Origin of the sequence: Vagococcus sp. AM17-17 (genome assembly GCF_003471765.1) — a bacterium.
Taxonomy (GTDB): domain Bacteria; phylum Bacillota; class Bacilli; order Lactobacillales; family Vagococcaceae; genus Vagococcus; species Vagococcus teuberi.
In genome coordinates, this window is record NZ_QRJY01000001.1 from 210,216 (window position 1) to 231,967 (window position 21,752).

Consider the following 21,752-nt stretch of genomic DNA (forward strand, 5'->3'; position numbering starts at 1 on the left):
CTTGGAGGGATAAAGAATAATTGCCCGAATAAAATAACTGAAAAACTAAGTAAATAATCCGAGCTTTTTAACATAAAAAAATAATCGCTTCTTATATTAGCGTAATCAGTACGAAAAAATACTAAATACTGTATAATATATCTTATATTTATTCTAACTGATAAGGAGTCTTTTATATATGAATTTTATTGCGTTTGACTTTGAAACAGCGAATTTTCAAAAACATAGTGCCTGCTCCATTGCTCTTGTTATGGTGAAAAATGATGAAATCGTAGGGAGTTATTACTCGCTTATTCAACCTGAGACAAATTTTCATTGGAAGAACATTCAAGTACATGGCATCCATCCTGAAGATGTGATGAATGCACCAAAATTTCCAGAAGTTTGGGAGTGTATTAAGCCATATTTTAAAGAAAATCGTTTGATTGTGGCACATAATGCTAGTTTTGATTGTGCTATTTTAAAAGGTTGTCTTGATTATTACGGATTGGAGCAACCTCATTATTTGTCATTATGTACGGTAAGAACAAGTCGAAAACTTTTTCCAGAATTTGACAATCATAAATTAAATACTGTCAGTGACAAATTAGGTATTACGTTAGATAACCATCATAATGCTTTGGATGATAGTTTAGCTTGTGCCGAGATTTTACTTTATCAAGCCAAACATTTCGGCGTAGAACCACTAAAAAAGTTAGTTAAAGTCATCTAAGACCTTAACTAACTTTTTTTAAATTATTTTTTTGGGGTTAGTTTGATAATCACATCTGTATTATCAACACTGTCGATTGGGGTTAAAATAATATCTTTTCCGTCTCGTTCCATTTTAAAAATCCCACTAATATCAAGTTGATCTGTTTTTAACGTGATTTCGTCATCTTCAATTGAATAACGTGAAACTTGTTCTGTATTGTTTGATAATTGTTTAGCAAATTTATTATACAATTCATCGCCAACATAGTCTTTTTCTTTTTTATTAAAGGCCTTTGTATCAATTGTTGAGATTAATTTATCATGATCAAATCTCACATTCAAAGGAGGCAGTTGCTCTTCAGACTCCGTAATCAATACCCAATCGTGTTTGGTCAACTCTTGTTGAAAAGAATGAGGCATGCAGGCAACTAAGGCAATACTCGCAATAAGAAGCACAACAAATAATTTAATAGATTTCATAATGATTCCTCCAAATAACTGTTTTTATCATTAAAAAACAACTTACTTATACTAACTATACCATATAGTCCATAGAAACGGGTATAAGTAAGTGTTCCCTTTGAACAAAGTTATAAAAACATACCATAAAAAAATGATTGTTTAATTTAAATAGGCTTAGTAACTTGATTCTTGACATTTTATGATATAATAGCACTAAATTATATTAGTAAGGCGTGGTTTTTTTGACAATATCATTGCAACAGATTGAACAATTATTAAAAGAAAATAAATTATTAAAAGAATTTACACATGAAAACAGCTGGCATTATGATTTGCCTGTAGAAAATAAAACATTAACCCATTTATCCTATGACTCACGAAACGTGACAAGTGAGACGTTATTTTTTTGTAAAGGGGCAAGCTTTAAAGAAGAATACCTTATGTCTGCTTTAACTGAAGGATTGCAGATATATGTATCTGAAATACCATTTGACGTTGACGCACATTTAGGAATCATTGTAACCGATATTCGTAAAGCAATGGCCATTTTAAGTATGGGATTCTATGATTACCCACAAAGTAAACTCAAACTCGTTGCCTTTACCGGAACAAAAGGGAAAACAACGTCTGCTTACTTTTTAAAATACATGCTAGATGAATACAATAATCAAAAGACAGCCATGTTTTCTACGATGAACTCAACATTAGATGGTAAAACGTATTTCAAATCCCACTTAACGACCCCTGAGTCATTAGATTTGTATCGTATGATGAATGAAGCAGTGACTAATGGTATGACACACTTAGTAATGGAAGTCTCATCTCAAGCATATAAATTGAATAGAGTGTACCAACTTACGTTTGATATTGGGGTTTTTCTAAATATTTCACCTGATCATATTAGTCCAATCGAACACCCAACATTTGACGATTATTACTATTGTAAACGTCAGTTGATTCATCATTCAAAACAATTCATCGTGAATTTAGATACGAGAAATGTCCAACTAATTTTGGAAGAAGCACAGAATAGTCAAATTCCAACAGTGACGTACAGTGCTACTAATAAGCAAGCTGATTATCATTGGGAAAAAGGTAGTACATCAACAAGTTTTGAGGTAAAAAGTAATCAAGATTCATTGAACCTGTGTGCTACTTATGAACTTGGTTTAATGGGAGATTTCAATAAAGACAATGCTTTGGCAAGTATTATAGCTGCAAGATTATTAGATGTTCCAATTGAAACGTGCCAAAAAGGACTAAAAAAAGCGACGGTACCTGGAAGAATGGAACAATTAACACAGAAAAATGGATCAAAAGTCTATATTGACTACGCTCATAATAAGGTGAGCTTAACTAATTTACTTAGCTTTGCAAAACAAGAGCATCACGATGGACGAATTATTACGGTGATAGGGAGTACGGGAGATAAGGCTATTTCACGAAGAAAGGACTTTGGCGAAGTGTTAAATGATTACACTGATGTTGCCATTTTAACGTCTGATGACCCGGGAAATGAACACCCACATGACATTGCAAAAGAAATTAGTCGCTATATTGTAAATGACTCAGTTGAGCAACACATCGAACTTGACCGTGAAACAGCTATAAAAAAAGCCCTAAGTATGGCGACAAGTCAAGATACTGTTATTCTCGCAGGTAAAGGTAGAGATCTTTATCAAAAAATTGCAGGAGAAGATGTTGCTTATGCGGGAGATTTTACCATTGCAGAACGTACAATAAACGAATAACGATAATTTTATTATGTTAACCAATAAGACTAGTTAGAATTTATTTTCTAATTAGTCTTATTTTATTGCTATTTATCTGTGATGATTTTATGAATGAATTGACCTTTTATCGAATCATTTGGATAGTAACTAGTTTTAACTATTGATAGTGATATAATAACAAACATTAATAGATGAATGAGTTAATCACTGGAGGAGATAACATGATAAACAAAACAGACGAAAAGAAAATAGAAAAACTTGGTTCGTTTGAAATTAGTGAAAAAATGGTAGAACTCGCAAAAGAAAATACTAAAGGCAATCCTTATTTAAATGCAGGACGAGGAAACCCAAATTGGATAAATAGAAAAGCACGTTTAGCCTTTTCTAGACTGTTAGAATTCGGGATAGAAGAATCAGAAAGAACGATTTCTGATGGCGATCTAGTTGGTTACACCGAGCTTGATGGTATTTCTAATCGTTTTATCTCTTTCTTAAATCCTAATAATAACGAAACCGATGCCTTTTTGATGACGTGTTTAGACTATCTGAAGAATGATCTATCATTAACCCTTGATGAGGTAGTGAAAGAATTTGTAGATGGTGTACTTGGCAATCTCTATCCTTCGCCAAATCGCGTTTTAAACAATACAGAAGTTATTTTAAATCACTATCTACAAAGTGTTTTGTACAATGGGGTTGATTTAGCTAATGATACAACTCTTTTTCCAACTGAAGGAGGAAGTGCCGCGATTGTTTACACATTTCAATCATTAAGAGAAAATAAATTAATTCGTCCTGGAAATAAAATTGCGATTAACACACCAATTTTTACGCCGTATCTTCAAATCCCTGTTTTAAATGACTATGAACTAGTAGAAGTGGATTTATCTTCAAAAGAAGAGAATAACTGGGAAATAGATGTCGACACGATCCAAAAGTTAAATGATCCTGAATTAAAAGCATTCTTCTTAGTCAATCCAAGTAATCCAGGTTCCAAAGCGCTAAATGATACCAGTTTAGCAGAGATTAAAAAAGCAGTTGAGAATAATCCAGACTTGATGATTATTACAGATGATGTGTATGGTACTTTTGTAGATGACTTTCAAACGGTGTATTCAGTTTGCCCGTTTAACACATTGCTGGTTTACTCTTATTCTAAACTATTTGGGGCAACTGGGTGGAGATTAGGTGTGATTGCATTAAACAAAGAAAACGTATTTGATAAACTAATTGCTAATTTATCTGATGAAGAACACGACCAACTAAATAAACGCTATAATTTAGTAGTGATGGATACTCAAGAAATGAGTTTTATCAATCGCATGGTGGCTGATAGTCGTTCAATCGGGCTATATCATATTGCTGGTTTGTCTACACCATCTCAAATAATGGAAGCCTTATTTAGTTTAACTCATTTGGTTGTGAAAAATGAGGAAGATTCATATATAGAAGCATCAAAAAAACTCGTGAATGAACGCTATGAAAACCTTCATGCTGCACTAAACTATCAAAAAGATGAGAGCGAAAAAAATGCGAAGTATTATTCAATGATTAACATCTATCACTTAGCTGAGGAAAGATATGGCACAGATTTTAAAAACTATTTGATGGAACACTATGAACAAATTGATTTCCTTGTCAATCTCGCTCAAAAAAATGGGATTGTATTGATGGATGGGGTTGGATTTGGTGCTGATCCTGGTGATTTGAGAGTATCTGAAGCCAACTTACCAACAAAAGATTACCAACAAATTGGCCTACAAATACTTGATTTGTTGAATGACTATTATCAAACATTTAAAAAAAATCAATAAAAAAGAAGTGAGGATTTATTTCTCCACTTCTTTTTGTGTTATATCCTTTAAATTAATCAAAATAACATCATCATCGTAGGACGTTAGACGATTGATTTGTTGTAGTAGTAAAAGTATCCAACTAAACGCTAAACCAAACGCAATAATCTCAAATACGGTGAGTGATAGATAACCAATTGTTTCAAATAAAAAATTTGAGAGAACTAAACAAATTGCTATTGCATAGGAAACAATTAAAAACTCTTTGGTTACTTTTGGCAGCAACCATTTAATCCCAATAATCAAAATAATAATAATTAGGACCATCAAGTTAGCGGCTCTATTGTGCATCTCGTGCCACATACCTTTATTGTTAGGGAAGAACCCAACTCCACCAAGCGAAATAGATAGAAGCGTCATTAGAATACGTAAAGTTGTGATACCTTTTCCTTTGTAGCCATGATTGTTGAGGCTAACAAACAAATAATCGACTAAAGCAATCATGAGAAGTGAAGCGAGTATTAGCGTTAGGTTAAATGGCCAGCTACGGACGACATCATGTGTTCCAAGATAGCTAAAATTGTATTGCCACCACTTACTCTGACTGTTAGTTAGCATTGCAAAGAATACACCACCCATAATAACGGAGATAAGTAAGGAGACAATCATGGATGAGGTAAAAATATTAGCTGAATAAATCATGTAATAGTTAATCACACAGGAAAAAAAGAAAAACACGGCACCTGCTGTTAACACATCAAAACTTGCCCCGACAAACAACTTACTAATCATCCAAAAGAACGCTGATAATAATAACGCAAGTGTGACAGTAAAGGAAAAGATAATGGTCGGTACATTACGCCAGTAAATATCTTGTGTTGATTTATTTTTAGGATTTTTTTTGCCTTTTATGAAAAAATAAGTAAATGAGCACATGCCACTAATCAATCCAAGATAAATCAAGTGACTGGCTATCGAAAAATTACCTGTAAGTGGAACTTGTGACATTTTTCTCGTCATAACGGATAAGAAAAAAATGGCTGTCATAACAATCGACGGGTAAATAAAGTACCGTAATGACAAAGATTCGTTATTCTTATAGTTAGTTGGTTTTTCAATAATTATTTTATTCGATTCGCGTCTAATTTGAATTACATCATCTGCTCCCTTTATAGAATCGAGTAAAGAGGCAGGTACTTCAATTTCATATTTTTTGTTGGACATATCAAAACTCCTTTATACTAATAACTTCATAAAACTAAGTATAGCAAACATATATAATAAATAGACGAATTTTTTATAAATAAAAAATAAAAGCCATTCATTTAGATTGAATGGCTTAGGATTAGTTCATCCATAAATCATTGATGGCTTCACGTTTTTCCTCATCAACGATATGCGTATAAATAGCTGTGGCACTTGTTCCTGTTTGTCCTAGCTGATGGGAAACAGTTAGTAAACTATTGGTTTTTTTGTAGAGTTGTGTGCCGACAGTGTGTCTTAGTTTATGTGGTGTCACACGGGTTTTAAAGACACTACTGTATTTTCCAACCAGTTTTTCTACCGTAGATTGATCAATTCGTTGAGCTGCTCCTCGGTAAAACGATAAAAACAGACTTTTTTCACTGCTTTCAGGATGATATAATTTTTCTCTATTATCTAAGTATTGTGTGATATACGGCATAAAAATAGATGAAATCATAGTTGTATCTTTGAAACCACCTTTTCGAATCACGGTGGCTTCCATATTTAAAACATCTAAATCAGATACTTTCATATTCACTAATTCAGAAAGACGCATACCAGTTCCTAGGAATAAGGCGATAATCGCAATATCACGGTCTTTATTACGATAAAACGCACTTTTAGCTTGATGACTTTGTAGCGTTTTTTCATAGGTAGAATCAATAAATTCGATAAAATCTAGCGACTCATCACCAATAAACAGTTTATTTTCAATAGATCGTGACCGATCTTGAAGGGTTCGACCAGTTTTAACATTATCAACTTTATCCATAATATTATGAGATAAGTAAGTCGCACCATTTTCATCAGCAGTCTGTGTTGCTAAAAAATGAAATAGTGACTTTAATGCGGTAATCGAACGTTGAATACTGACGTGACTTCTTAATTGGCCGTCAGCCGTCGTACCTAAACGAGGAGAGGCTAACAAAAATCCTTTATATAATTCAACGTCACGATCTGTTAAATTCCGTAAATCTTGTAACGAGATAGAAGAGAGGTCGTTTGAAATAATAGCTTCTTGTTTTAACCATTCAAAGAAACGTCGGTATTCTTTTGCGTATTCATATAAAGTAGTGACAGAATAGGGCACAATCCGCTTTTTTTCAATATATTCTTGAATAAAAAAGGGGAGAGATTTCAATTCATATTCCAATCGTGTAATATTTTTTTCTTGTGACATAACTAAACCTCCAAACGTATGTTTGTATTTATAATATATTTTTTACGAAAAAATGTCAATAAAATATAATTTATTTTGTTATTTTATTGATTAGGTCTAGTTTTCCGGAAAGATAATACTTTCAAGAAAGGTAAAAAGGAAGTCTTAGTATATTCAAGTAATGATGTTATTAAGCCAGTTCATAAAATAATTAAACTGAACTGGTAAATTTATTTATAAATATGCATTGTATGAACTTAAATTATTAGTTGATTAATGATTTGTCTAACTTTGAATAAATTAAAACTTTTGTAGCGAATATTTTAGTTATGATAGTCTATATATGTAACTGGATTAAAGAATTTAGATTGGTCATAGAAACACATATCAATAATAAGTTATAACTAAATTCATGTGTGTCAAATGATTTTAAAGTAAGTTTCATTGATACGTTGATCACTTTTAAGTATTTAAAGCTCTTAAAATCAACTTCGTTTAATATATATTATGTAAACCAAATTGATAAAATAATTATTCATGAAAATTTAGTACCTAGTCTATTTTCATGTTGTTATGTTGATAATGAATTCTTTTATTATATTAATTGTCAAATTAAGTTAGACAAGTCCTCTTTGCATATGTGACTCAAGAATACTTCTATTGGGGTTTTATAGTTTAATGATTTTCGAGGGATATTATTTCTTTTCGATGCAATAGATTGAATAAAAGATTCATCAACTTCGTTGAAATCCATTTGCTTTGGTAAACCATCTTTACGTAATAAACCATTAGAGTTTTCATTTAACCCTCTTTGTGATGGTGTACCAGGATCTGTAAAATAGATATCAATATCATTGATATTACTGATTGATTTCCAATTTGAAAATTCCTTTCCACAATCAAAAGTCATTGATTTGAATAGATGCTTAGGTACAGATTGCATCCATTGGTTCAAACGATTTTCAATATCTATAGCTCGTCTGCCTTCTGGCATTACTTTAGATAATCGTTCAACTAAGGTAATAACGGCACTTTTATGTTTTTGTCCTACGATAGTGTCACCTTCAAGGTGACCAAACTCTTCTTCAAAAGAAGTATAGTCATTCGAACGTTCATGAATGGAGCGTCTAAATGCTTGTTTACCGCGCTTTTCTTGATGTCCATTGGGTTTTCGCTTCCCTTTCATCGGTAAATCAGAACAATCAAATATACCCATTTTAAACATTCTAGAAAGGGTACGGACAGAACACCCAATAGGAAACTCCCCTCGACCAATAATCACATCCGGAGTCCACCCTTGAACAACTTTTTTTCGAATGTATCCTACCTGTTCTGCTGGTAAAACGATGGAACGCCTCCCACATTTTGCCTTGTTTTCTTGTAATTTTGGTAGTATTCCAATGCAGTATGTCCATCCTTCAAATAAGCGTAAACAGTATAGATTGTTTGTCTTGAACGTTTCAACATCTGAGCTGTTTTCGTAACTGATTGATGGGCTTTCGCATAAGCCTCTATCATAACAAGTTCATCTGGTGTAAGATGGGTGTAGGCCATTTGTACTCACTCCTTATAATTCTTTAGGCGGAACTATCTTGAGTGTAGCACAGATGACTTTTTTATTTGTCTAACTTAATTTTACAATCGGCGTTTTATAAAATAAGTACAGATGTACTTACAATTTATAACAAAGTTAAAAATATTGCTACTAATATAAATATGTTAAGTATTAATAGAAATCGGACCATTGAAAATTGCTGATAAAATAATATAGATGGGAATTAGACAAATTAATAAAAAGAATATCTTCCCAATAGGATGTTTTGGATTAATATAAACTCCACCAACTCTAGGCTTGAATAATTTATTGCCATCATCAAAAAGTGAATCACAAAATTTATATACAAAGAATATGAGAGAAAAAAATATGAGCGCAATTAAGATATCAAATCCTTGTCTAAATATCCTAGACATTTTTAGAGTATATGATGAAGTAGAGAATAACAAGAATAAAAAAATAAATGAAAACATAAAGCCATATATGTTTTTTTGTACGTTTGAGTTTTTTAAGTTAGATCCATCTTTTTTAGGTGTCTCTGGTTTATTCTTATTATTTAGCATAACATTCATAATAATCCCTAAAATAAATAGAATTAACAATATTAATTCGACATAAATAGTAGGGAAGATTTTTGCAAATATCACTACATCTATCAAACCAATAAAAATAAATAAATAGTTCAATAGTTTAAACTTAGTTGTCACAATAGTATCTCCTTTTTATTAATAGCTTCTTCTCTAATAAACTATTTTTTTAAAAAACCTAGCATATAAAATAGAAGCTGAATCTGCCTTTTTATCTCTTTAAAGAAAGGTTTTGGATTAATTACGTCTTAGTTATACTCCTTTAAAATTTAAATGTCAAAAAAAAATATGAAAATAAAGATTATTTATTTTCATATTTTTTCACAAATTATTATAAAATGAAAAACATTGATAGGCTTGACGTTAAGTCAATTTATTAGAGTCAAACATGTATAACTTTAATGTATTTATTTTAAGGGATTGCTTTTTCAAATTGATTAGGCGTAAGATACCCTAAACTTTGATGGATTCGTTTTGAATTATAAAAGGCTTCAATGTACCAGAAAATACTCTGATAGGCTTCTTCAAAGTTCTTATATTTAAATTGATAGACCCACTCTCTTTTTAAATGTCCATGCTAAGATTCAAGACTGGCATTATGATAAGGATATCCTTTACGACTGAAGGAGTGAGTCATTCCAGAGTTTCTTATTGTCTCTTCATAAACTTTTTCAAAATATCCTGTCTTTACATCAAATAATTTGATAAATTTTATGCTAATGAGAGAGAAATATAAGAATAATTAAGATATGTGCTTATGTGTATACAAAAAAATGTTCTCTTAAGCTAAATTTTACTTAAGAGAACATTTTTTATTTATGTAGTATAAAAATTGTAGGGTATTTTAATTAGTTTTATTATTTATTTAATTTATCTTTTGCTTCATCAGTAAAATCTTCGGTTTTTTCTTTAATATATGAAGTCACTTCTTTTGTTTTACCTTTTATTTTGTCCGTATATCCTTTATCTGTCATAAAGATTCTCATTCTTTGTATTTATTTTGTTAACTATTTTTACCAGTAAATAATGACACGACAGCCACAACAATAACTGCTCCAATGATTGATGGAATAATAGCCATTCCGGCTAAAGATGGTCCAAATGAACCAAATAAAGATTGGCCAACTGAAGAACCAATTAAACCAGCAATAATATTAGCAATCCATCCCATAGATTTTCCTTTACTTGTTATAGCACCTGCTATAGCTCCGATAACTCCACCGACTATTAATGACCAAATGAATCCCATATATATCACTCCTCATCTAAAAATATTATTATTCTACTCTGGGCTCAGTTGCTTCTTTTACTTTTGTTGCTCCTTTAGAAGACACTTTTTTGACTTTGTTAGTTTGATCAGAAACAAAGTCTGAAACCTCACTTGTAGCGTCACTCAACTTATCCTGAACAGTAACGCTATCTTCTTCGTATTGTTCTTTTGTTTTAATATCTACGACATTAACATTTACTTCTATAACTTCTAGACTCGTCATATGCTTTACTTCTTTTTCAATCATTCGTTTGATGTCTTCGTATATTTTTGAAATATCTACACCATATTCTGCAACGATATCTAAATCAACAGCAACTTCTTTTTTTCCTACTTCAACATCGATTCCTGAAGTTACATCATTATTATTAACAATCTTATCTGCTAAATTTGAAAAAAATCCACCATTAATTGTTAACAAACCAGGAATAGTTTCCAATGAAATACCAACAATTTTTTGAATAACTTTGTCTTCAAATGTTAATTCACCTTTTAACTCTGATTTTTTTACTTCTACTTGTGTTCCTTTGTTTTCCATGATTGATTCCTCCAATTTATTTATTGTTATTTTTTTATTTCTTCAAAAAATTATTTCTTTGAAGGTAATAACCGATACAAGCACCTAGTAACGTTAAAATAATAAGGATAATTGTTTTAAAAAATCCTAAACTAAAAAATGATATAGCTAAACCTAGGCCAATGAGAGCTCCCAAAATAGGAAACCTATATTTTTTTATAAAATCTTCCATTTTCTTATCCTCCTTAAATAACACGTGGATTACTAGCTTTTTTATTTGAAACTTGTTTTATTTCAACTGATACTTGTTTAGGATCATCAATCCCTAGAAAGATTGAAAATTCCTGTCTTATACGATGAGATAATTCACTTGTTTTATCAACTAGATTAGAGTTGATATTAGAACAGTTACATGATATAAAAATTTTAATCTTCTTCTTTTTCATTGTGACAGACACTTTTGGATTTTTTAACCAAGGCTCTTGAGTCAAAATAGTAGATACAAATTGTTCAACAGCATTTTTCTTAATAGAAAGACTGCCTTTAGATTTAGAAAAATAGACTTCTGTTTTATTCCTAGGATATAAGAGAATAAAACAGAATAAAATGATTAAGAATATGATCACTAGAATGCTTCCCCAAAATAGATAAAATGGAATATAAGAACCCACAAAAGGATAATTTTCCATTTGAATAAGCTTAAAAGAAAGATTTGCTAAGTATTGATTTTGTATAACATTAGTAAATAAAAGTGGAATTAATAATAATATACTTATCAAAATAAACACTTTTTTGTAAATGTTCATATCAGAACTCCTTTCTAACTATTTATAGTAATATTGTATTTTATATACAATCTAAAGTCAAAAATAAAGCGCTATTGTAACTAAAAAATACATAAAAAGAATATTAAATGTATCTGTGAACGTATAATTTTTGATATATGATATATATTTGTTTTATTTTAAATATATATCATAGTTTAGTTTAATATATCTTATGTAAACCAAATCAAAATAATTTTTTATCGACAAGATAATACACCACTCTTCCTAATGACAACAAAATAAAAAGCTCTAAAGTAATTACTTAGAACTTTTGGGTATAATGGTTAGTCGATTATCTGGTAATTTAATAACTTCAACAGAATTGTCATAAAATCGTGTTAACAAACCAGGCGTTAAGACGTCTGATTTTAATCCTTTTGCAAATATTTTTCCATCTTTAATTAAAAATATATGATCAAAACTTGCTGGGATTTCTTCTATATAATGAGTAACAAAGATTAATCCTTTCGGTTGTTTTTCTTGTGCGATGTGATCAATTTGTTCTAACATGAATTGTCTTGCAAACAAATCTAATCCATTACAAGGTTCATCAAATATCAGGAGTTCAGGTTTAGCCATCAAAGCTCTTGCAATCAAAACAATCTGTTGCTGTCCTTGAGACATTACACCGTATTTTTTGCCAATCAACGCTTTACCACCACAACGAATCAGACTCTCTATTGCCTGTTTTTCATCCTTTTCGGTTGTTTTTTCCCAAATTCCAATACTTGCAAACTTGCCACTTAAGACAATGTTTTCTGCTACATCATATGGTTTAATTCGTTGTTTTAAATCTAAGCTGACCCACCCTATTTTTTTCTTTAAATCAGGTATGGAAGTCTTTCCAAATGTTTCACCCAGAACGGTTAATTTTCCACTTGAAGGCCAATCATATCCTGTAATTAGTTTGAGTAGTGTTGTTTTACCTGAACCGTTTAACCCTAAAATTGCCCAATTTTCATGGTCATTCATTTGCCAGTTTATATGTTGTAATATTGGTTGCTTATCTCTTATAAATGATACGTTCTCACAGTTAATTAACACTCACTTCACTCCTTTATGACGATGGGATAATAACCTAACTGCTGATATTTAGCACCCAACAAGGTGATTTCTTCAAGTGCGTATTCGACTAGCTTGATGTTGTCATGAATTAGTACATCTATAATAAAGTAGTACTCACCTAACTCAGTTTTTAGTGGTCTAGATTCTATTTTACTTAAGTCAATTTCACGCCAAGCGAAGGCTGAAAGTACCTTGTGTAAGATTCCTGGTGCATTTTTAGGTAATGTTATAAATAACGTCATCTTTTCAGGTAGACGATTGTCATGATTCAATAGCTCTTTACCTAGTAACCAAAACCGTGTTTGATTAAAGCGATTGTCCTGAATACCTGCTGACAAGATTTCTAAACCATATTCACTTGCTGCTTCTTTTGAGGCTATTGCTGCAACTGATTCAGACGGGTGTTCAGCCACGTATTCTGCAGCAAATGTGGTTGATGGCACCTGTTCTATCAACACATCTGGGTAATAGGTTTCTAAAAATTGTTGTGATTGTGCGAGAGCTTGTGGGTGTGACAAGATTTTTTTAGGAATGATTGTCAAATCATTCACTAATAAGTTTTGTTGGATTGGTAAAATGATTTCACGACAAACAGTGATATCTTTTTCTTGAAAAAGCCCATCCATACTTGTGTGAACAGACCCTTCCAAGGAATTTTCAATCGGTACAACAGCGTAATCAACTTGATTCTTCTTCAAGGCACTTAAGCAATTCGCAATGCTTGCATAAGGCTGTAGTAATGAATCATCAAAATAATAAGAAGCTGCTTTGTATGTAAACGAGTTTTTTGGTCCTAAATAACCAACTTCCATTTAATCACCTACTAATTCTAAAATAACATCAGCAATTTCTTCCGGCGTTTTATTTGTGGTATCGATAATATGATCTGCAATCTCTTCATAAATAGGAATTCGAGGTAAAAAGATATCTTTCACCTCTTCTATTGTTTTATTATGCAACAACGGACGATAATTTGTCGTATCTTGATCGATTCGACGTAATAATTCATCTAAATCTGTTTGTAAATAAACGACTGTAGCCTGTTCTTTTAATAACGCTTGATTTTCTTCTTTTAAAATTACCCCGCCACCTGGCGATAAAATACCAGATGTATTTAAAAAGCCCTTTAACATAGTAGTTTCAAGTTCTCTAAAGGATTCTTCTCCATGCTCATCAAAATATTCAGATATCGGCATCCCAATTTTATCGACAATACACTGATCTAAATCAATTTGCTTGGTTGCTGTTTTATTTGCTAATACATTACCAACTGTGGTTTTGCCTGCTCCCATGAAGCCTATTAAAACGAGCGTCATTTTAATAATCACCTCTTGAAAGTCGTGTGACATCCTCAAAAAAGGCTGGATAAGATACTGAAACAGCTTCTGATTTTTCCATCACAACGTCTTCATCAGTTAGTAATGCAGCGATTTGAAGCATCATCCCGATACGATGATCTCCTCGACTTGATACGTTTCCACCGTGCAATTGACATGGGCCATTGATGATTAACCCATCTTCTGTTGGTGTAATATCTGCACCAAGTTTTCTTAATTCTTCAGCTGTTGCGTCAATACGATTGGTTTCTTTTACTTTTAGTTCTTCAGCATTTTTAATGACTGTTTGCCCATTTGCTTGTGTTGCAAGTAACGCAATAATGGGAATTTCATCAATCAAACGAGGAATAATATCCCCACCAACTATTGTAGAAGTTAAATTACTTGTTTTGACAGTGATGGTGGCTGATTGGTTAGCATGATCTTCTTCACTAATCACCACATCGGCATTCATCTCTTCTAAAACATCTAGAATCCCTGTTCTCGTTGGGTTAACCCCCACGTTTTTAAGCACGATGTCACTATTTGGCACAATAGCTCCGGCAACTAAAAAGAACGCTGCAGATGAAATATCACCAGGCACAGTAACGTTTTGTCCAACTAATCGTTGTGGACCTGTCATACGAATGTCTTTTCCATCTGTTGTGATCGTCCCACCAAATTGACGAATCATCTCTTCAGTGTGATTTCTAGTCGGTTCTTTTTCGATAATGGTTGTCTCACCATCAGCTTGCAAGGCTGCAAACAAGATAGCAGATTTCACTTGAGCACTTGCTACTGGCATGTGATAAGTAATTGGTGTTAGTTGATTATTAGCTGAAATATGAATAGGAGGATATTCACTATTATCATGCCCAGATAGATTAGCATTCATTTGATTAAGTGGTAACATGACGCGATTCATTGGGCGTTTGTTTAAGTACTCGTCACCAAATAAAACGGTGTCGAATGACTGTTTCGCCAAAATTCCCATCATCAAACGAATGGTGGTACCAGAATTACCTAAATCAAGTGATGTAGCTGGTTTTTTTATACCATCAAAGCCTACACCTGATACACGAATGGTTTCACCATCATCTGTGATTGGCACACCTAAACTTTTAAATGCGTTAAGTGTACTTAAACAATCTTCTCCTCGTAAGAAGTTTTTGATGGTTGTGGTACCTTCTGAAATCGCACCAAACATAATGCTTCGATGTGAAATAGATTTATCAGCAGGAACGTGAATGGTTCCATTTAATGGACTAGCTGAGATTAATTTCATAATGTCATTTCCTCCTATTGTGTTCGACAGACATAATCTGTGTGTGTTTCAATGCATTCTTTTGCTTGCAATAAATCATGGTCATTTTTAAAACTAACCTGCAGCACACCGATAATGTCTTCTCGTGTTTCTAATATTTTTAAGTTGATGATTGAGATATTGGCTTCTCCTAAAATCCCCGTTATTTCAGCAATAATCCCAGGTTTATCCGGCACGTCCACAAATAAATCGTAAAATGCCGGGATTGACCCTTTTTGGTGGATTGGAAGTTGATCACGGGTTTCTTTTGCCCGTTCAAAAAAATCATAAATGGCATCAGAGTCTTTACTTAATAACCACTGTTTCACTTGACTCATTTGCTTTTGCCAATCATCAAGCTCTTGTACAAGTGTGGTGCGATTACTCATTAAGATATCCATCCACATTTTCGGGTCTGATGAGGCAATCCTAGTAATATCACGAAATCCTCCAGCGGCTAATTGTTTGGCTCTTGGGTGCTCTTGATTAAAGTCATCGGCTTGATTGACTAAACCTGATGCGATAATATGTGGCAAATGGGATAACATCGCTGTGATTTCATCGTGCTCATCAGATGTTAGTTCCACATATTTGGCATGAGTTCCACTGTATAGTTGTGTTAACTCCTCCACACGGTTTATGTGTCGATCGTTCGTTATAATAAAATAAGCATTTTCAAATAAGTTCTCATCAGCGGCTGTGACACCAGACTTGTGTGAACCTGCCATTGGGTGAGCACCAATAAAGTCAAACGGCATCTCTTTGGCTTGTTGCATAATGTCTTTTTTGGTACTACCTGTGTCACTCACTAAGAGGTTTTCTTTTAATTGAAGTGATGCTAGTTGATTTAAATAGTCAATTGAAATTGACACAGGTGTGGCTAAAATAATGACATCTGACATTTTGGCACCCTCTTCAAATGAATGAGGAATCTCGTCTACAATGCCAATTTTTTTAGCAATTAGTTTTGTGCTATCAGAATAATCCCAACCAATAACATTAGCTTCAGGATGGTCAATTTTTATACATTTAGCCAAGGAAGCACCGATTAATCCTAGACCAACAATCATGATTGTTTTCCCAGTCATACACATCCTCCTAGCAACTAAAAGTTTTTAGTGTACTCTCTGTATTCTTTTACTGATTGAACAAGTTCTTCAAATGAATCACTCTCAAATTTTTCAAGAATTTCATTTGCTACAACAGTTGCTACGACATTTTCAGCTACCACACTTGCAGCCGGAACTGCTGTACTATCAGAGCGTTCGATACTTGCTTTGTATGGCTCTTTTGTGTCGATATCAACACTTTGCAGAGGTTTGTATAAAGTCGGAATAGGTTTCATCACCCCACGGACAACAATTGGCTCGCCGTTTGTCATACCGCCTTCAAAACCACCTAAGTTATTGCTACGTCTTGTATAGCCATTTTTTTCATCCCAAAGAATTTCATCCATGACTTGAGAACCAGGTAATACACCAGCTTCAAATCCTACGCCAAACTCTGCACCTTTAAACGCGTTAATACTAACGACAGCTTGTGCAATTTTGGCATCTAGTTTTCGATCCCATTGGACATAACTTCCTAATCCTGCAGGAACTCCACCAACTAATACTTCAACGACACCACCAATTGTGTCACCTTTTTTCTTTGTTTCATCAATTAAATCACGAATGTCTTGTTCAACCGTCGCATCTACCACACGCACATCTGATTGTTCTGAAATATCACGAATCTCTGAGACAGTTAAGCCATCAGGCACTGTTGCTTTAATCCCACCAAGCATGGTGACGTGACCAGCAACGTCAATGTCTAATTCTGAAAGGATTTTTTTTGCGATTGCACCGATTGCCACTCGCATTGTTGTTTCACGTGCCGACGAGCGTTCTAACACGTTTCTTAAATCATTGAAGTGGTATTTCATGCCACCAACTAAGTCAGCATGTCCTGGTCTAGGTCTAGCGACACGACGTATTTTCTTTTGTTTTTCAGGCACGTCTTCAATCCCCATAACTTTTGTCCAGTTCTTCCAGTCTTTGTTTTCAACGACTAGTGTAATAGGAGAACCTAATGTTTTTCCGTGACGTAAACCTGACGTGATTCTAACACGATCTGTTTCAATAAGCATACGCCCACCACGACCGTATCCTGTTTGACGTCTAATTAATTCTTTGTTTATGTCATCTGCAGTTAAAGGTAATCCTGCAGGAAGTCCTTCAATGATTGCTGTTAGTTCAGGACCATGTGATTCACCGGCTGTAATATATCTCACTATACTTCCTCCTCAATAATGTAATCTTTCATTTGTTCAATCGGTATATCTACTATTTTGGCTTGGCCAATTTGTTTTAATAATATTATTTTTAGTGTGTTCCCACGTGCTTTTTTATCATGCGTAATGGCTTCAAAAATTGTCTCACGATTTAACGCGATACTTGTTGGCAAATTAAATTTCGTCAACATGGTAATTAATTCTTCGGTAATGCCTCTAGGTGATTGGTTGAACGCTTCGGCACGAGTCGAAATCATCACCATACCTAAGCTAACCCCTTCACCATGACTAATCACACCATAACCAGATGTTTTTTCAATCGCATGACCAATTGTATGACCAAAGTTAAGTGTTAGTCGACTACCATGATCAAATTCATCTTCTTCCACAACATGACGTTTTACTTCTAAAGACGCATGAATGACTTCTTCTGCATGATTGAGTAAATCTTCTTCATTTTTTAGTGTTCCTAAGTAATCCCAAAGCTGTTTATCTGCAATGGCAGCTGATTTGATGATTTCGGCAATACCTTCTCTGACACGTCTCATCTCCAATGTCTTTAACACATTTGGGTCAATTAAGACGCCATCAGGTTGAGCGAACGTTCCGACAAGGTTTTTCGCTTTTTTAGTATTAACAGCAGTCTTACCACCAATACTAGAATCAACTTGGGCTAAAAGAGTGGTTGGGATTTGTAGAAAATGCAGTCCTCTCATATAAGTAGAGGCCACAAAACCTGCTAAATCCCCAATGACACCTCCACCTAAGGCAATGACACCATCACTCCGTGTAAAGCCGTTATCAGCTAGCGCATCATATAAATGTGTCGCTTTTTCTAGTGATTTGCTTTCTTCGCCTGGTGGGACAACAAGCATGGTAACATCAAAGCCGTGGTCAACTAAATTATCAGCCACATCATCACCATAGAGTTCTGCGACAGTTTCATCTGTGATAATCGCTACTCGTTGTGGTCGCCAAATATTTGCCACCCATTGCCCACAAGACTTTAAAAGACCTCGTTGAACCTCAATTTTATAATGGTGATTTGGTAAATTTACTTCAATCATGCAAAAGACTCCTTTAGTTTATAGTGATTTAATTTCTTCCATTGCTTTAACTAACACATTGACTTCGTCCATCATTCGTAAGTAAGTTTTTTCATTTAATGATTGTTGTCCGTCTGACCAAGCGTTTGCTGGATCTGGATGAATTTCAACAATCATGCCATCAGCTCCTGCAGCGACACTAGCTCTTGCCATTGGTGTCACTAAATCCCATACACCAGTACCATGACTAGGGTCAGCAATAATAGGGAAGTGGCTTAATTTTTTTATAAGAGGAATGGCACTTAAATCAAATGTGTTTCTTGTTGCTGTTTCGTAAGTACGGATACCACGCTCGATAAAGATAACATCACTTTTTCCAGAAACAGCAATGTACTCCGCAGCATTTAACCACTCATCAATCGTTCCAGCAATCCCACGTTTCAAGCCGATTGGTTTACCAGTTTGTCCCACAGCGCTAAGTAATTTGTAGTTTTGCATGTTTCTAGCACCAATTTGTAAAATATCAGAGTATTCAGCAACCATATCAATATGAGCTTCATCCATCACTTCTGTAATAACTTTCATATCAAACTCATCAGCTGCTTGTCTAATGTATTTTAATCCTTCTTCTTCCAAACCTTGAAAAGCGTATGGAGAAGTACGAGGTTTGAACGCGCCACCACGTAAGATAGATGCACCACCAGCTTTTGCGATACGAGCAGTTTCACGAATTTGGTCTAATCCTTCGATTGAACATGGACCAGCCATTGTAACGAAACTTCCATCACCAATTTTTAACCCATCAACATCAACTACTGTGTTATCTGGATGAAATTCACGAGAAGTTAGTTTATATGTGTTGGTAATACGAACAGTTTTATCTACCCCATCATAACTGTTGAACGCAATATCTTGAATATTTCGTGTATCACCTTTAATTCCTAAAACGACTTGTTCTTCACCAGTGTTGACTTGAACTTCTAAATCACTTTCTTCAATTCTTTTTACAACTTGATTAATTTGTTCACTTGTTGCACCTAATTTCATAATAACGATCATGAGATTTCCTTCTTTCTTTATGCTTTTTCTATTATATGTTTTACTTTTTCAATAGGCATATCGTGGTTTGTCCATAGATTAAACGCCTTTGCTCCTTGATACAATAACATATCAAGCCCATTAATGGTTTGGCAGCCTTTTTTTTCTGCTTGTTTTAATAGTTTGGTTTTTCTTGGGTTATAAATCACGTCATAGACAACCAAGTCTTTTCGTAATAGTGACTCATCCTCAATTAAAGACTCATCATTAATCATGCCAACGCTGGTTGAGTTAACGAGTATATGCGATCTAGTAATTGCTTCTTTTAAAGCATCTGTATGATACAAATCAGTTAAAGTTATCTTACAAGAAACACTATCAGATAGTTTCTCAATCTTTTTTTCCATCTCGTCATACCGTTTACCACGACGACTGAATACATGAATGGTACTAAATCCATCAAGAGCTGCTTGGACTAAAATAGCTGTTGCCGCTCCACCTGCACCTAGTATGGTCATCGTCTGATTCTTTATTGGCAAATTATTTACACGTAAACTTTCCATGAAGCCAAATCCATCTGTGTTGTGTCCAATCAACTTGTCATTTGTATGAACAATTGTATTAATCGCCCCAATCAGTTGAGCTGATTTAGATAACTCATCCATATAACACAACGCGTTTACCTTATGTGGCATGGATAAGTTAACACCCATCATGTTAAACGTTCGAATAGATGTGATGGCATCTTTTAGTTTATCTGGTGCTATATCAAACGCAAGATAAACGGCGTTGATTCCAGCTGCTTCAAATGAAGACGTGTGTAAAGTTGGCGATAAACTATGTTTTGCTGGACTGGCAAAAAATCCGGCAAGTCTTGTACGTCCATTTACTTCAATACATGTCATGTTTTTCACATTCCTCCTAAATAAAAAAGATGCTCACGTAGACTTAAAAATCTCTACAGTGAACATCCTTATACTTAATATACAGTATATGTAAAACACCACTATAGATTTTCTTAAGATCTATGTGGGTTTTGAAATCAATCTAAATTTCCTTAGCCATCATAGATACAAACTTGGGTTGTTTGTATCCATACCTTGATGAACACAAACCTATCTAAAATAGCTAAAGTAGTAATTATTCAGTTGTGGGTTTTTAATAATATGTTTTATGTTCATAAGATTTTTCGCTCCAAACTGATGTAAGATTGAATTAAGTATAGTCGCTAAATGAGAATATGTCAATAAAATAATTAAAATATCGTGGGATTATTTTTATAGTATCAACTCTTATACGATATAAAGTTTACATAATATTATTATTGTAATCTATATTGATTTGATAATGCCACACATTATAGTGGTTCACTTTTATTTCTCTTATCTTTCTTCCGTTATTTTTTTCAATAATCTTTTGAGAAGCCTCATTTGTTTCTTTGACTGTTAGATGAATGGAGGTTAGTCCAATTTTTTGAGCCTCTTTTAATGTTTCCTTTAAAAGAGCTGTACCAAATCCCTGTCCTTGGTAATTAGGTGAAATTGTGTAGCTAATATGTCCTCCCTCTTTTTGAAGGTAAGATGTTAAATGATGTTTGACATCAGATATGCCAATCATTACATTATCATCTGTGATTAAGGCAAAGTGACTAGTTTGAACTGCTTGCTGATAATTTTTTTCTTTTAAGCGAATGATTTCCTTCATCCACTTATGCAAATCATTCGCTTGTTGAAGTTGATGTGATCCATGAATGGTTTCTTTTTCATATTTAAAAGAATCTTTAAATGATTTGATTGTTTCAATAGTAACATCATCTAAATTGATTAATCTCATAGTCGTATCCCCTATTTTTCTAAAAGTGATTTAAAGGC

At 33.5% G+C, this 21,752-nt stretch carries 21 protein-coding genes and 2 pseudogenes; 3 read left to right on the plus strand and 20 right to left on the minus strand.

All coding sequences use genetic code 11. From position 1 onward, the window contains the following. The first annotated feature begins 178 nt into the window (after positions 1 to 178). Positions 179 to 712 carry a 3'-5' exonuclease gene (locus DW196_RS01025; RefSeq protein WP_118249619.1) on the plus strand — a complete coding sequence of 178 codons (534 nt, stop codon included), beginning with the start codon at positions 179 to 181 and terminating at the stop codon, positions 710 to 712. Positions 713 to 735: 23 nt separating this feature from the next. Here DW196_RS01025 and DW196_RS01030 read toward each other — a convergent pair whose 3' ends face one another. Further along, the gene (locus DW196_RS01030; protein WP_118249620.1) at positions 736 to 1,173 is read right to left on the minus strand and encodes a hypothetical protein; all 438 of its coding nucleotides are present in this window, start codon (positions 1,171 to 1,173) and stop codon (positions 736 to 738) included. Between the two features lie 224 nt (positions 1,174 to 1,397). Here DW196_RS01030 and DW196_RS01035 point away from each other — a divergent pair, with 224 nt between their 5' ends. Both DW196_RS01035 and DW196_RS01040 read left to right on the plus strand, forming a co-directional pair. After that, positions 1,398 to 2,906: a UDP-N-acetylmuramoyl-L-alanyl-D-glutamate--L-lysine ligase gene (locus tag DW196_RS01035; RefSeq protein ID WP_118249621.1), complete on the plus strand. Its 1,509-nt coding sequence runs from the start codon at positions 1,398 to 1,400 to the stop codon at positions 2,904 to 2,906. Between the two features lie 203 nt (positions 2,907 to 3,109). Beyond that, positions 3,110 to 4,702 (plus strand): bifunctional aspartate transaminase/aspartate 4-decarboxylase, encoded by a 1,593-nt coding sequence (locus DW196_RS01040; protein WP_118249622.1) that lies wholly within the window; start codon positions 3,110 to 3,112, stop codon positions 4,700 to 4,702. Positions 4,703 to 4,717: 15 nt separating this feature from the next. Here DW196_RS01040 and DW196_RS01045 read toward each other — a convergent pair whose 3' ends face one another. From DW196_RS01045 to DW196_RS01135, 19 genes and pseudogenes are all read right to left on the minus strand, one after another. After that, positions 4,718 to 5,905: a DUF998 domain-containing protein gene (locus DW196_RS01045; protein ID WP_071456872.1), complete on the minus strand. Its 1,188-nt coding sequence runs from the start codon at positions 5,903 to 5,905 to the stop codon at positions 4,718 to 4,720. A 121-nt stretch (positions 5,906 to 6,026) separates the two neighbouring features. Continuing rightward, positions 6,027 to 7,106, minus strand: a complete 1,080-nt coding sequence (gene xerS / locus DW196_RS01050) for a tyrosine recombinase XerS (protein WP_118249623.1) — start codon at positions 7,104 to 7,106, stop codon at positions 6,027 to 6,029. Between the two features lie 586 nt (positions 7,107 to 7,692). Next, a pseudogene (locus tag DW196_RS01055) lies at positions 7,693 to 8,639 on the minus strand (IS30 family transposase). Positions 8,640 to 8,804: 165 nt separating this feature from the next. Further along, positions 8,805 to 9,347, minus strand: coding sequence for a hypothetical protein (locus DW196_RS01060; protein WP_046781026.1), 543 nt, complete (start codon positions 9,345 to 9,347; stop codon positions 8,805 to 8,807). Between the two features lie 292 nt (positions 9,348 to 9,639). After that, a pseudogene (locus DW196_RS01065) lies at positions 9,640 to 9,870 on the minus strand (IS3 family transposase); the annotation flags it as partial. Between the two features lie 360 nt (positions 9,871 to 10,230). After that, positions 10,231 to 10,476, minus strand: coding sequence for a GlsB/YeaQ/YmgE family stress response membrane protein (locus tag DW196_RS01070; protein WP_071456869.1), 246 nt, complete (start codon positions 10,474 to 10,476; stop codon positions 10,231 to 10,233). Positions 10,477 to 10,504: 28 nt separating this feature from the next. Continuing rightward, positions 10,505 to 11,035 (minus strand): Asp23/Gls24 family envelope stress response protein, encoded by a 531-nt coding sequence (locus DW196_RS01075; protein WP_118249624.1) that lies wholly within the window; start codon positions 11,033 to 11,035, stop codon positions 10,505 to 10,507. 34 nt (positions 11,036 to 11,069) lie between these two features. Continuing rightward, on the minus strand, positions 11,070 to 11,246 hold the full coding sequence (locus DW196_RS01080) for a DUF2273 domain-containing protein (protein ID WP_071456867.1): 177 nt from the start codon (positions 11,244 to 11,246) through the stop codon (positions 11,070 to 11,072). A gap of 13 nt (positions 11,247 to 11,259) precedes the next feature. Then, positions 11,260 to 11,820, minus strand: coding sequence for an alkaline shock response membrane anchor protein AmaP (gene amaP / locus DW196_RS01085; protein ID WP_117972336.1), 561 nt, complete (start codon positions 11,818 to 11,820; stop codon positions 11,260 to 11,262). 279 nt (positions 11,821 to 12,099) lie between these two features. Next, positions 12,100 to 12,885, minus strand: coding sequence for an ABC transporter ATP-binding protein (locus DW196_RS01090; RefSeq protein WP_199566554.1), 786 nt, complete (start codon positions 12,883 to 12,885; stop codon positions 12,100 to 12,102). A 5-nt stretch (positions 12,886 to 12,890) separates the two neighbouring features. After that, positions 12,891 to 13,718 (minus strand): prephenate dehydratase, encoded by an 828-nt coding sequence (gene pheA, locus DW196_RS01095; protein WP_071456864.1) that lies wholly within the window; start codon positions 13,716 to 13,718, stop codon positions 12,891 to 12,893. Beyond that, positions 13,719 to 14,222, minus strand: coding sequence for a shikimate kinase (locus DW196_RS01100; protein ID WP_118249625.1), 504 nt, complete (start codon positions 14,220 to 14,222; stop codon positions 13,719 to 13,721). Position 14,223: 1 nt separating this feature from the next. Further along, entirely contained in the window at positions 14,224 to 15,507 is a 1,284-nt protein-coding gene (aroA, locus tag DW196_RS01105) for a 3-phosphoshikimate 1-carboxyvinyltransferase (protein WP_118249626.1), read from the minus strand. 14 nt (positions 15,508 to 15,521) lie between these two features. After that, a complete protein-coding gene (locus DW196_RS01110; RefSeq protein ID WP_118249627.1) occupies positions 15,522 to 16,613 on the minus strand; it encodes a prephenate dehydrogenase in 1,092 nt (363 codons plus the stop codon). A gap of 17 nt (positions 16,614 to 16,630) precedes the next feature. Continuing rightward, entirely contained in the window at positions 16,631 to 17,797 is a 1,167-nt protein-coding gene (gene aroC / locus DW196_RS01115; protein WP_118249628.1) for a chorismate synthase, read from the minus strand. Further along, positions 17,797 to 18,864, minus strand: a complete 1,068-nt coding sequence (aroB, locus tag DW196_RS01120; protein WP_118249629.1) for a 3-dehydroquinate synthase — start codon at positions 18,862 to 18,864, stop codon at positions 17,797 to 17,799. Before aroB ends, aroC begins: the two co-directional genes overlap by 1 nt. A gap of 18 nt (positions 18,865 to 18,882) precedes the next feature. Further along, positions 18,883 to 19,902 (minus strand): 3-deoxy-7-phosphoheptulonate synthase, encoded by a 1,020-nt coding sequence (gene aroF / locus DW196_RS01125; protein ID WP_118249630.1) that lies wholly within the window; start codon positions 19,900 to 19,902, stop codon positions 18,883 to 18,885. Between the two features lie 17 nt (positions 19,903 to 19,919). Continuing rightward, entirely contained in the window at positions 19,920 to 20,786 is an 867-nt protein-coding gene (gene aroE / locus DW196_RS01130; protein ID WP_118249631.1) for a shikimate dehydrogenase, read from the minus strand. 403 nt (positions 20,787 to 21,189) lie between these two features. Continuing rightward, the gene (locus tag DW196_RS01135) at positions 21,190 to 21,714 is read right to left on the minus strand and encodes a GNAT family N-acetyltransferase (RefSeq protein WP_118249632.1); all 525 of its coding nucleotides are present in this window, start codon (positions 21,712 to 21,714) and stop codon (positions 21,190 to 21,192) included. Positions 21,715 to 21,752 lie beyond the last annotated feature (38 nt).

Excerpts from the sequence above, each read along its gene's own strand:
- aroB (WP_118249629.1), bottom strand. The coding sequence starts at position 18,864 with ATGATTGAAGTAAATTTACCAAATCACCATTATAAAATTGAGGTTCAA.
- DW196_RS01075 (WP_118249624.1), bottom strand. The coding sequence starts at position 11,035 with ATGGAAAACAAAGGAACACAAGTAGAAGTAAAAAAATCAGAGTTAAAA.
- amaP (WP_117972336.1), bottom strand. The coding sequence starts at position 11,820 with ATGAACATTTACAAAAAAGTGTTTATTTTGATAAGTATATTATTATTA.
- xerS (WP_118249623.1), bottom strand. The coding sequence starts at position 7,106 with ATGTCACAAGAAAAAAATATTACACGATTGGAATATGAATTGAAATCT.
- pheA (WP_071456864.1), bottom strand. The coding sequence starts at position 13,718 with ATGGAAGTTGGTTATTTAGGACCAAAAAACTCGTTTACATACAAAGCA.
- DW196_RS01080 (WP_071456867.1), bottom strand. The coding sequence starts at position 11,246 with ATGGAAGATTTTATAAAAAAATATAGGTTTCCTATTTTGGGAGCTCTC.
- DW196_RS01100 (WP_118249625.1), bottom strand. The coding sequence starts at position 14,222 with ATGACGCTCGTTTTAATAGGCTTCATGGGAGCAGGCAAAACCACAGTT.
- DW196_RS01070 (WP_071456869.1), bottom strand. The coding sequence starts at position 10,476 with ATGGGATTCATTTGGTCATTAATAGTCGGTGGAGTTATCGGAGCTATA.
- DW196_RS01135 (WP_118249632.1), bottom strand. The coding sequence starts at position 21,714 with ATGAGATTAATCAATTTAGATGATGTTACTATTGAAACAATCAAATCA.
- DW196_RS01025 (WP_118249619.1), top strand. The coding sequence starts at position 179 with ATGAATTTTATTGCGTTTGACTTTGAAACAGCGAATTTTCAAAAACAT.
- aroE (WP_118249631.1), bottom strand. The coding sequence starts at position 20,786 with ATGACATGTATTGAAGTAAATGGACGTACAAGACTTGCCGGATTTTTT.
- DW196_RS01045 (WP_071456872.1), bottom strand. The coding sequence starts at position 5,905 with ATGTCCAACAAAAAATATGAAATTGAAGTACCTGCCTCTTTACTCGAT.
- DW196_RS01040 (WP_118249622.1), top strand. The coding sequence starts at position 3,110 with ATGATAAACAAAACAGACGAAAAGAAAATAGAAAAACTTGGTTCGTTT.
- aroF (WP_118249630.1), bottom strand. The coding sequence starts at position 19,902 with ATGATCGTTATTATGAAATTAGGTGCAACAAGTGAACAAATTAATCAA.
- aroA (WP_118249626.1), bottom strand. The coding sequence starts at position 15,507 with ATGAAATTAATCTCAGCTAGTCCATTAAATGGAACCATTCACGTTCCT.
- DW196_RS01030 (WP_118249620.1), bottom strand. The coding sequence starts at position 1,173 with ATGAAATCTATTAAATTATTTGTTGTGCTTCTTATTGCGAGTATTGCC.
- DW196_RS01110 (WP_118249627.1), bottom strand. The coding sequence starts at position 16,613 with ATGACTGGGAAAACAATCATGATTGTTGGTCTAGGATTAATCGGTGCT.